The sequence below is a fragment of the Pseudomonas sp. B23(2017) genome, from assembly GCF_002113725.1.
GTDB classification, from domain to species: Bacteria; Pseudomonadota; Gammaproteobacteria; order Pseudomonadales; family Pseudomonadaceae; genus Aquipseudomonas; species Aquipseudomonas putida_Z.
On sequence record NZ_NEJM01000003.1, the window covers coordinates 401,056 to 410,417 of the forward strand.

The 9,362-nt window shown below is 64.2% G+C and carries 13 protein-coding genes; 7 read left to right on the forward strand and 6 right to left on the reverse strand.

Features of this window, described 5'->3' with window-relative positions:
* Positions 1-188 precede the first annotated feature (188 nt).
* From CAG46_RS07575 to CAG46_RS07585, 3 genes are all read right to left on the reverse strand, one after another.
* A complete protein-coding gene (locus CAG46_RS07575) occupies positions 189-1,094 on the reverse strand; it encodes an alpha/beta fold hydrolase (protein ID WP_075046353.1) in 906 nt (301 codons plus the stop codon).
* A 176-nt stretch (positions 1,095-1,270) separates the two neighbouring features.
* A complete protein-coding gene (locus CAG46_RS07580; RefSeq protein WP_024087732.1) occupies positions 1,271-1,957 on the reverse strand; it encodes an LrgB family protein in 687 nt (228 codons plus the stop codon).
* Positions 1,947-2,333, reverse strand: coding sequence for a CidA/LrgA family protein (locus CAG46_RS07585; protein WP_085614335.1), 387 nt, complete (start codon positions 2,331-2,333; stop codon positions 1,947-1,949). The genes CAG46_RS07580 and CAG46_RS07585 overlap by 11 nt, the downstream gene beginning before the upstream one ends.
* A 96-nt stretch (positions 2,334-2,429) precedes the next feature.
* Between CAG46_RS07585 and CAG46_RS07590 the strand changes: the two genes are divergently transcribed.
* On the forward strand, positions 2,430-3,326 hold the full coding sequence (locus CAG46_RS07590) for a LysR family transcriptional regulator (protein ID WP_085614336.1): 897 nt from the start codon (positions 2,430-2,432) through the stop codon (positions 3,324-3,326).
* 127 nt (positions 3,327-3,453) lie between these two features.
* On the opposite strand, the gene CAG46_RS07595 is transcribed toward CAG46_RS07590, so the two are convergent.
* A complete protein-coding gene (locus tag CAG46_RS07595; protein ID WP_075046356.1) occupies positions 3,454-3,909 on the reverse strand; it encodes a flavodoxin in 456 nt (151 codons plus the stop codon).
* Between the two features lie 128 nt (positions 3,910-4,037).
* Here CAG46_RS07595 and CAG46_RS07600 point away from each other — a divergent pair, with 128 nt between their 5' ends.
* A complete protein-coding gene (locus tag CAG46_RS07600; RefSeq protein WP_085614337.1) occupies positions 4,038-4,466 on the forward strand; it encodes a PAS domain S-box protein in 429 nt (142 codons plus the stop codon).
* A gap of 56 nt (positions 4,467-4,522) precedes the next feature.
* Positions 4,523-5,140 carry a hypothetical protein gene (locus tag CAG46_RS07605; protein ID WP_085614338.1) on the forward strand — a complete coding sequence of 206 codons (618 nt, stop codon included), beginning with the start codon at positions 4,523-4,525 and terminating at the stop codon, positions 5,138-5,140.
* On the opposite strand, the gene CAG46_RS07610 is transcribed toward CAG46_RS07605, so the two are convergent.
* Complete coding sequence (locus tag CAG46_RS07610; RefSeq protein ID WP_085614339.1) at positions 5,125-6,060, reverse strand: MerR family transcriptional regulator; 936 nt, start codon at positions 6,058-6,060, stop codon at positions 5,125-5,127. The genes CAG46_RS07605 and CAG46_RS07610 overlap by 16 nt on opposite strands.
* A gap of 199 nt (positions 6,061-6,259) precedes the next feature.
* On the opposite strand from CAG46_RS07610, the gene CAG46_RS07615 reads away from it, so the two are divergent.
* The 4 genes from CAG46_RS07615 to CAG46_RS07630 are packed head-to-tail and all read left to right on the forward strand — an operon-like array spanning position 6,260 to position 8,231.
* Positions 6,260-6,820, forward strand: a complete 561-nt coding sequence (locus tag CAG46_RS07615) for a hypothetical protein (RefSeq protein WP_015271784.1) — start codon at positions 6,260-6,262, stop codon at positions 6,818-6,820.
* A 33-nt stretch (positions 6,821-6,853) separates the two neighbouring features.
* The gene (gene folM / locus CAG46_RS07620; RefSeq protein WP_046616343.1) at positions 6,854-7,591 is read left to right on the forward strand and encodes a dihydromonapterin reductase; all 738 of its coding nucleotides are present in this window, start codon (positions 6,854-6,856) and stop codon (positions 7,589-7,591) included.
* A 9-nt stretch (positions 7,592-7,600) separates the two neighbouring features.
* Complete coding sequence (locus CAG46_RS07625) at positions 7,601-7,897, forward strand: DUF1244 domain-containing protein (protein ID WP_003260708.1); 297 nt, start codon at positions 7,601-7,603, stop codon at positions 7,895-7,897.
* Positions 7,890-8,231: a HopJ type III effector protein gene (locus tag CAG46_RS07630; protein WP_003260709.1), complete on the forward strand. Its 342-nt coding sequence runs from the start codon at positions 7,890-7,892 to the stop codon at positions 8,229-8,231. Before CAG46_RS07625 ends, CAG46_RS07630 begins: the two co-directional genes overlap by 8 nt.
* Positions 8,232-8,359: 128 nt before the next feature.
* On the opposite strand, the gene CAG46_RS07635 is transcribed toward CAG46_RS07630, so the two are convergent.
* A complete protein-coding gene (locus CAG46_RS07635) occupies positions 8,360-9,268 on the reverse strand; it encodes an alpha/beta fold hydrolase (protein ID WP_085614340.1) in 909 nt (302 codons plus the stop codon).
* Between the last annotated feature and the right edge of the window lie 94 nt (positions 9,269-9,362).

Sequence of the window (9,362 nt, forward strand, 5' to 3'; positions counted from 1 at the left end):
AGTGTCCGCCGCCAGCGGCAGGTGGACAATCAAGCTCACGCAGGCTGAATGCCTGGCAATAACGCAGCACGATGGTTATGGGGCCGCTGTGCGGCCCATCGCCGGCGAGCCAGCTCCCACACCAACCGCGCCGGCCCCCAGGCCTGCGCTGTACTTGTGGGAGCCGGCTTGCCGGCGATGAGGCCCTGTCAGTACCAGGCCACTTTCTGCTGGAAACAGCTCAGCGGTTGTTCACGAAAGGCCAGGTAATGGCGCAGCACCTGCACTGGCGCTTCGGTATGCGGGTAATGGCCGATGCCCTGCAACTGCACGGTGTCCGGCTCCGGCACCAGTTGCCGGTAGCGCTCCACCATGTGCGCGCCGGACAGCGGGTCGACCACGCCATTGATCAAGCGCAGCGGCACGCCTTCGTGCTGCATCGCGCCAACCCAGCGCTCGCGGTGCAACCTGCGCTCCGGCATGTACCCCACCAGTTTGTGCAGGATGCGCGTGCCACGGTTGGCGGCGATCAAACTCCAGAAGTCATCCAGCACGCTTTCACTGGGTTGGGTGCAAGAGCCGTAGACCTGGATCACGCTGCGCACCAGGTCGTCACGCCCGAACGAACGCCCTACCAGCCAGCCCAGACGGCTGAGCAGCAACTTCTGGATCAGCAGCATGCGGCAGCTTTCGGGGAACAGCCCGCTGTTGAGGAACACGCAGCTGGCGATGTTGGCGCGCTGTTCATGATGCCGCGCCAGCAGTTCCTGCGCCACGCTGCCGCCGTAGTCATGGGCCAGCAGATGCACCGGCTGGTCGACCTTCAGCTCGGCGAGCAAGGCCTGCTGCAGGTCGGCCTGCTCCATCAGGCTGTACAGGTGATCGACCGGTTTGGCCGAATCACCAAATCCGAGCATGTCGCAGGCGATCAACCGGAAGCGCTGGGCCAATGGCCCCCACAGGTAGCGCCAATCCCAGCTGGCAGTAGGGAAGCCGTGCAACAGAAGCAGGGGCTCTCCTTGCCCTGCGGTCCAGTAGCGGATGCTCTGGCCCCGGAAGCTGAAACTCTGTCCCCGGGTACGCCAGACGCACAATGGAATTTCGGCCATGGGCATCAGAACGGTCCCGGTGAGATGGTGTAGGTGGAATAGAGCAAGGCTGCGGTCATTGCATGTCACCTCGGCACTTACATGTGCTCTCTATGTCGAGGCAGAGTCTAGCCAGCAGCCCATGGGCTGGAACTTGCATTGCCAGCCAGCTTGATGACTTGGCGAGTCAGTGGCACGAACGGTCAGAGCAGCATGGCCAGCAGCGGTGCCGCGAACAGGTTCAACAGCCCGGTCAGGACCATGACCAGGCCGGCCACCGAGCCTTCCTCGCGGCCCACCTCCTGTGCCCGGCTGACACCGGCACCATGGGCACCGACGCCGAACAGCGCGCCTCGCGCCAGTGGTGTGCGCAATGGCAACCAGCGCAGCAGCACACCGCCGAACATGGCGCCCAGCACGCCGGTGAACATCACGAACACCGCCGTCAGCTCCGGTACGCCACCCAGGTCATGGGCCAATGGCATGGCAAAGGGCGTGGTGATCGAACGCGGCACCAGCGACAGGCTGGTCGCGCTGTCCAGCGCCAACATATGAGCCAACCCCCAGGAACTGGCGATCGAAGCGCTGCTGCCGGCGACCATGCCCACCATCAGTGCCGGCCAGTGGCGCGCCAGCATGGCCCGTTGTTGCCAGATCGGCACCGCGAAGGCCACGGTCACCGGGCCAAGCACGCTCATCAGCCAGTGGGTGTTGCGGGCGTACTCGGCATAGGCGGTGTGCAGCGGCACGGCCACCGCCAGCAACAGAACCGGCACCAGGATCAGCGGCGACAGCAGGTAGCGCCCGCTGCGCCGGTACAGCCAGCGGCTGCCCAGATACGCCAGCAAGGTCAGGGCCAGCCAGAACAGCGGCATGGGTTCAAGGCTCATGGCGCAACCTCCAGCGGCACACCAGTTCCACGGTCAAGGCGGTCACCACCATTACCATCAGGGTGCTCACGGCGATCACCAGCAGGATGCGCCAGCCCTCGTCACGGATCAGGGCGCCGTAATCGAGCAGGCTCATCAGCGCCGGGATGAAGAACAGCAGCATCTCAGCCATCAACCAGCCGGCGCCCAGTTGCAGCATGGCCGGCTTGAGCACACCCGAGGCAAACAGCAACAGCAGTAATGCCAGGCCCATCACACCGCCAGGAATCGGCCAGCCCAGCCAGCTGGCAAGCTGGTCACCGAACAGGAACAAGGCACAGAGGATCGCCAGCTCGACGAGCAGGCGCAGGGCTTTTTTCAATAACGCGGGTTTCATGGGGGGTTCCTCGACAGGCCCTCATTTTAAGATTTGGCTGCCTAGGCCAGAAGCGAATTGTTAGACTGAACGCCATTCCAGAATGGAATTGCGATCATGGAATTCAAACAGCTGCGCAGCTTTATCGAAGTGGTCCACCGCGGCGGTTTTACCCAGGCGGCGCAAACCCTGCACATCAGCCAGTCGGCGGTGAGCAAACAGGTGGCCCAGCTGGAGCAAGATGTGGGCCAGCCGCTGCTGGAGCGCCAGGCCTCACAGCTGCACCTGACCGCTGCCGGGCGCATCGTGCTGGAGCGTGGCGAAGCCTTGCTGCGCCAACGTCAGGCGCTGCTCAGCGAACTGGACGACCTCAGCCAGATGGGCCGCGGTGAACTTCGCCTGGGCTTGCCGATGCTGGGCAGCGACGCGCTGTTCGCCGGCTTGTTCGCCGAGTATCGGCGGCGTCACCCGAACATCGCGGTCCAGTTGCTCGAAGGCGGCAGCCGCAGCATCGAACAGGCAGTCAAGAGTGGCGAACTGGAACTGGGTGGCAGCCTGACGCCCAGTGACGAGGCGTTCGACTACCAGCCGTTCTGCAACGAACCACTGGATGCCCTGTTGCCTGCCGGCCACGAGCTGGCGGGCCAGGACGGGGTGGACCTGCAGCAGCTGGCCGATACCCCGTTCCTGCTTTACCAGCGCAGCTTCGTGCTCAATGACCGGTTGCTGAAGGCGTGCCAGCAGCAGGGCTTTACCCCCAAGGAAGGCGGGCGCAGTGGCCAGGCGGACTTCCTCGCGGCGCTGGCGGCGGCGGGCCAGGGCGTGGTGCTGCTGCCCCGTGTGGTGGCGAAAGCGCTGGAGCGCCCCGGTGTGGTGCGCTTGCCGCTGCGCTCGCCGGGGGATTTGCGTTGGGATATCGCGTTCATCTGGCGGCGCGGGGTGTATCTGTCACGGGCGGCGCAGGCGTGGTTGGCGTTGGTGAGCGAATGGCCGGTGCTCGGCAGCAAGGGATGAGTTGCCCTTGCCGGCCTCTTCGCGGGTAAACCCGCTCCCACAGGAACACCACAGCCTCTGAAATCTGTGCAGTACCTGAGGGAGCGGGTTCACCCGCGAAGAGGCCGGTACAGGCGAAAAATACCCGTCAGGCTTTAAGTGTACTCACCAACTCAGCCAACCAAGGCTCTGCATCCGCCTCCGGAGTCACCGTCTCGCTGGCATCCAGGCGCAGCATCGGCTGCACTTCGCGCACGCCCAGTTCGGCAAACAGCTCGCGCATCTGCTCGCCACCACCGCAATAGGTATCGCCATAACTGCTGTCACCCAGCGCAATCACCGCACCCGGCAGGCCACGCCAGGCCGCAGGCAGGGTATCGCGAATGCTGCTGTACAACGGCATGAGGTTGTCCGGCAGTTCGCCCATGCCAGTGGTCGAGGTCACGGCCAGCAAGGCGTCGGGGGCGAAACCTTCAAGGTCCTGCAAGGTGGCGCGCGCCGCATGCCAGGCCTCCAGGCCCGCAGCCTTGAGCAGCGATTCAGCGTGACGGGCGACTTCTTCGGCGGTGCCGTAGACCGATCCGGAAATAATGGCGACTTTCATCGGGTAGAGGATTCCGAAACTGAGTGAAAACGTAGGATACTAGCATCCGGCGCTGGCAAAAGGCCGCCTCTAACAAAGTCACCCTCCTCAGCCCTGCTTCGCACCCTTGTTTATTCAATGGCCCGAACATGATCAACGCGCAACTACTGCAATCCATGGTCGATGCGTCCAATGACGGCATCGTGGTCGCCGAACAGGAAGGCGACGACACCATCCTCATCTACGTGAACGCGGCCTTCGAACGCCTGACCGGCTACAGCCGTGACGAAATCCTCTACCAGGATTGCCGCTTCCTGCAGGCCGACGACCGCGACCAGCTTGGCCGCGCCCGCATCCGCAAGGCCCTGGCCGAAGGCCGACCGTGCCGCGAAGTGCTGCGCAACTACCGCAAGGATGGCAGCGCTTTCTGGAACGAACTGTCGATCACCCCGGTAAGGCGCGACGACGAACAGCGCACCTACTTCATCGGTATCCAGAAAGACGTCACTCGCCAGGTCGAACTGGAACGGGAACTGGCGCAACTGCGCGTTCGTCCGAAAACCGACGAACGCACCTGAACCAAGTACGCCGCGCACGGTCAATCCCGTTGAAGAAATCGCCATCGAGTTCGATCATGCAAGCAGAAGCGCTCCTGACCCAGGACGAGCTGGATTTCATACAGAACATGCAGCATTCGCCGCAGTTGAACCTGGCCGACCCCATGTCGAGCCTGCTGGTCAATGGCGACCGCCGCATCCAGAGCTTGCTTACCCGCTTGGTGGCCAACGAGCAGGTAACCCTGCAGGCCCAGTTCAACAACCAGCAGATCAGCTTCCCGCTGCAACTGGTGGAAGACGAGTTCCATGCCCTGCACCTGCAACTGGGCTCACCGGAAATCTACGAAGACGGGCCCATGCTGCGCCCCTGGCGCCTGTCGATGGAGCAGCCGAGCGCGCTGCTCGATGCCCATGGGCAGGAAAGCGGCCTGTGGGTCCGCGATATTTCGTTCAAGGGTACATTGCTGGAAGTCCGTGGCCTGTCAGCGGCACCAGCCCGCTTCGAACTGCGCTTCGCCCCTGGCGGCATCCCCCCCATCGAATTGCATGGCGTGCTGGGCCGGCGCATCGGCCCGGACCTGGCCGCCTATGACCTCAGCCAAAGCCCGGCCGAAGAGATCGAACGCCTGCGCGACTACATTCTCCAGGCCCATCGCCGGGCCCACCCCGAGCTACACACTCAGGTATCGAACTGACCGGCCAGAAACTGCCGCAAACGCTGGCGCATCACGCTACCCTGCGCGCCCAGGCAGGCGATAGGGCTGCCAGCCAAGCTGTCCTGTGCCAGTTCCGCCGCTTCACCCGCCAGTAACAACGGGCATTCCAGCCCTGCCACCAGGCGCGTCAGGCGCCGGGTGAGTTCCGCCGTGGGCGGCTGGTGGGAGAACAGCACCAGGGCATCCGGCTTCAGGCGCTCGCAAACCAGTGCCAGTTCTGCCAGCGGCTGCCCGCTCGCCAGTGGCGTCACGCCAAATTCATCACTGCTCAGGATCAGGCTGGTCACCAGCAACTCCAGTTCGTGGCACTGCCCCGGCAACGGCGCCAGCAGCACCATGCGGCTGCGCGGTACACGGGCAAGTTGCAAGCGGGCCAACACCCGGCCACGCAGGAACTGATCGAGGAACAGCCACTCGCTGGCCTGCCCGTAGCCGCCCTGCCCGACCGCCAGGTCATGCCACACCGGCATGAACACTTCGCTGAATACCTGGTCCAGTGTGCAAGCGGCAAACACCTCGTCGAACAGGCGGTCCAGGCTGGCCAGGTCAAAACGTTGCAGCGCCTGGCGGATCTGCTGCTGCCAGCGCACCCAGGCGCCCGTCGCGCCACCCGCCTGCCCGGCAAGGGCATGGTCGCGGGCGAGGATGCTGGCGACCTTGCTTACCGCCACGCCGCGCTCCAGCCAGCCAAGGATGCGGCGGATGTCATCGATGTCGGCCTGGGAGTACAGGCGGTGACCACTGTCGGTGCGGGTTGGCTGGATCAGGCCATGGCGGCGCTCCCAGGCGCGCAAGGTCACGGCATTGACGCCGGTCAGGCGGGAAACCTCACGGATCGGAAACAGGTCCTGCTGCGCGAGGCTCGCATCGATTACCGGGTTCAGTCCCTGTTCGTTCATCTGCAAGGGGTACCCTGTGTGCCCAAGTTGAACACCTAGTCTACTACGGCAACCGTTTGCCGGCTGACAGTTGCCGAAGATCGCACATGGGCGATAATCCGCGCCCGATTCTTGCATGCACGCCTGCGTCGCCCACCACCCCGGGCCACACAGCCAAAGGGGCCGGCTACCCGCCAGCCCCGTTGCCAGGAGATACACGATGTCTACCCCACCCGTCACCCTGATGGTGTCGCGCCGCGCCGCCCATGGCCGCTACCAGGACCTGCTGGCCTGGCTGCATGAAGGCGAACAGCTGGCCACCGACTTCCCCGGCTACCTTGGCTCGGGCATCCTGGCGCCACCCCGCGACAGCGACGAATTCCAGATCATTTTCCGGTTCAGCGACGAGCCTACCCTGCATGCCTGGGAGCATTCCGCCTCGCGCCGGGCCTGGTTGCAGCGCGGCAACGGCTTGTTCGAGCGCCCCAAAGAGGCGCGCGTAAGCGGCATCGACGACTGGTTTGGCACCAATATGGTGCAAAAACCGCCACGTTGGAAGCAGGCCGTGGCCATCTGGCTGGCCTTCTTCCCGGTCTCGCTGGTGTTCAACCTGGTGTTCGGCCACTGGCTGGCAGCACTGGACCTGGTGCCCCGGGTACTGCTCAGCACCCTGGGCCTGACGCCGGTGATGGTCTACCTGTTCATCCCCCTTTCCACCCGCCTGCTGGCCGGCTGGCTGCATGCATCCCCGGCCCCCGCTGGCGCCCTGCGCAGCCGCTGAGGCCAGGCCGTACACGCGGTAGACAGTTCGGGTATGCTGGGCGGCAACCAAAGGACAGACAAGTTGACCGCCCCGAACATGAACAGCCCCATTCTCGTTACCGGAGCCAGCCAGCGCGTCGGGCTGGCCCTGGCCCTTGAACTGGCACAGGCCGGCCATACGGTGGTCAGTGCCAGCCGCAGCGTCCAGCCACAGGCGGCCCACCCGAACATCGTGCAGTTCCAGGCCGACCTGTGCCAGGCGGCCGACCGCCAGGCCCTGATCGACTATCTGCACAATCATTACGACGGCCTGCGCGCGATCATCCACAACGCCTCGCTATGGCTCGACGATGGCCTCGACAACCTCGAGACCATGTTCCGCCTGCACGTCGAAGCGCCCTACCACCTCAACCTGGCCCTGGGCGACCTGCTGGCCAAGGTGGAAAAGGCCGACATCATCCACATTTGCGACGAAACCTCTTCACGCGGCAGCAAAAGCCATATCGGCTACGCCGCGACCAAGGCCGCATTGCAGAACATGGTGCTGTCGTTCGCCGAAAAATATGCGCCCAAGGTGCATGTGAACGGTATCCTGCCGGGGCTGCTGATCCTCAAGGAAGGGGGCGACGAAACCTACCGCCAGCAGACCCTGAAAAAGGCCCTGCTGGAGTTCGAACCCGGCGCCGGCCCGCTGATCGAGACGGTCAAGTACCTGCTCGCCAGCCAGTACAGCACCGGCAGCCAGGTGGTCATCAACGGTGGCCGCCACCTGAAGAACCGCATGACCTGAGAGAAGCCCATGACCCCACAGCAACAGCTCGAACTCGAGGCCGCCGCGTTCCGGCGCCTGGTCGAACACCTGCAGAAGCGCACCGACGTGCAGAACATCGACCTGATGAACCTGTCCGGCTTCTGCCGCAACTGCCTGTCCAAGTGGTACAAGGCCGCGGCTGACGAGCGCCAGCTCGACCTGAGCCTGGATGACGCCCGCGAAGCGGTGTACGGCATGCCTTACGCCGAGTGGAAAGCCCAATACCAGAAAGAAGCCAGCGCCGACCAACAAGCGGCGTTCGAAAAAGGAAAACCTCGTGACTGACCTGAACACCCTGCGCGCCAGCCTGGCCAGCGGCCAACACGTGTTTGCCGACACCCTGGCGTTCATTGCCGACAACTACAGCTACCAGCCACAGGCTTTCGACAATGGCGGCGTGGCGAATGCGGCCGGGCAGAACGAAGGTTCGTGCAAGACCCTGGGCCTGGCGCTGCTGGAAGGGCTGAGCGACCAGGAAGCACTGTTGGCCTTTGGCGAGCACTACCGTGACGTGGTGGCCACGCCCGAGGGCAGCGACCATGGCAATATCCGTGCGCTGATCAAGCATGGGCTGGCGGGCGTCAAGTTTGCCGAGCTGCCGCTTGCGCGCAAGGCTTGAGATAGCCGGGGCTGCTTTGCAGCCCATCGCGACACAAGGCCGCTCCTACAGAAGACCGCGTTCCCTTGTAGGAGCGGCCTTGTGTCGCGATAGGGCCGCAGAGCGGCCCCAAGATCTCGAAACCAACCTCAGCTGATGATGGTTCCCGGCACCTCACCCGCCAATCCCCCCTGCCGCAACCACTGCAAGGCCACCGGCCACAAACTTTCGCGAAAGCGGTCATGGAAGAACGCGAAATGGCCAATTTCATCGACCGAGATATCCACAGGCGCAATGCGCAGGTGCTGGCGCTCGGCGCCCTGCAGATAACCCAGCAAACGCTCGGTCGCCGCCACGGTACCAAAGGGGTCATCGGTCAGGCTGATGGCCAGCGTCGCCGCCCGCACCTGGGCGAACGGTAGTGCCTCCAGTGCACGCCCGCTGGGTCGGTGCTCATAGCGTGGGGTACGGGTGGTCCAGTCGTGCACCACGCCGGATGGCGTGTCCTCCAGCCAACCCAGGCGCTTGCCGGGAAAGTAACCGAACACCCGGGTGAGCAGCGGCATTACCACATGCCACTTGCCGAACAGTTGCCAACGCTGGTCAGCCGCGTAATCGCGCCAATAGGCGAATTGCGCACCAACCATCACCACCCGGCGAACCTTGCTCGCCGAGGGTGCCAGCCCCACTGCGCAGCCGCCAAAACTGTGCCCCACCACGTCCACCGGCTGGCCAGGGAAATGTTCTGCGGCATGCACCAGCATGGCTTCGAAATCCAGCCGGCCCCAGTCGCTCCAGGATGCCTGGAAGCCACGCAGCGAGGCCGGGCGGGATTCGCCGATGCCACGGTAGTCGTAGGTCAGCACATCGCAACCCTGGGCGAAAAGGTAGTCGGCGAAACGCGAGTAGTAGCGGCAGCGTACCGAGGTGGCAGCGTTGATGATCACCAGCGGGCGCTGGGGGTCAGGTCGGGCGTGGCGCCAGCGGAAGCCGCCGAGGCTGTAGCCGTCGGCTGCGGTGTGGCGAAAGGCAGTGGCGGGTTGGGTGAGGCTGCTCATGGCACATTCCCTGTTGTTGTGCGCCAAAGCTAGCAAAGATTTTATAGCCTGTACCGGCCTCTTCGCGGGTAAACCCGCTCCTACAGGTATTCCA

Excerpts from the sequence above, each read along its gene's own strand:
- CAG46_RS07575 (WP_075046353.1), bottom strand. The coding sequence starts at position 1,094 with ATGCCCATGGCCGAAATTCCATTGTGCGTCTGGCGTACCCGGGGACAG.
- CAG46_RS07580 (WP_024087732.1), bottom strand. The coding sequence starts at position 1,957 with ATGAGCCTTGAACCCATGCCGCTGTTCTGGCTGGCCCTGACCTTGCTG.
- CAG46_RS07585 (WP_085614335.1), bottom strand. The coding sequence starts at position 2,333 with ATGAAACCCGCGTTATTGAAAAAAGCCCTGCGCCTGCTCGTCGAGCTG.
- CAG46_RS07590 (WP_085614336.1), top strand. The coding sequence starts at position 2,430 with ATGGAATTCAAACAGCTGCGCAGCTTTATCGAAGTGGTCCACCGCGGC.
- CAG46_RS07595 (WP_075046356.1), bottom strand. The coding sequence starts at position 3,909 with ATGAAAGTCGCCATTATTTCCGGATCGGTCTACGGCACCGCCGAAGAA.
- CAG46_RS07600 (WP_085614337.1), top strand. The coding sequence starts at position 4,038 with ATGATCAACGCGCAACTACTGCAATCCATGGTCGATGCGTCCAATGAC.
- CAG46_RS07605 (WP_085614338.1), top strand. The coding sequence starts at position 4,523 with ATGCAAGCAGAAGCGCTCCTGACCCAGGACGAGCTGGATTTCATACAG.
- CAG46_RS07610 (WP_085614339.1), bottom strand. The coding sequence starts at position 6,060 with ATGAACGAACAGGGACTGAACCCGGTAATCGATGCGAGCCTCGCGCAG.
- CAG46_RS07615 (WP_015271784.1), top strand. The coding sequence starts at position 6,260 with ATGTCTACCCCACCCGTCACCCTGATGGTGTCGCGCCGCGCCGCCCAT.
- folM (WP_046616343.1), top strand. The coding sequence starts at position 6,854 with ATGCTGGGCGGCAACCAAAGGACAGACAAGTTGACCGCCCCGAACATG.
- CAG46_RS07625 (WP_003260708.1), top strand. The coding sequence starts at position 7,601 with ATGACCCCACAGCAACAGCTCGAACTCGAGGCCGCCGCGTTCCGGCGC.
- CAG46_RS07635 (WP_085614340.1), bottom strand. The coding sequence starts at position 9,268 with ATGAGCAGCCTCACCCAACCCGCCACTGCCTTTCGCCACACCGCAGCC.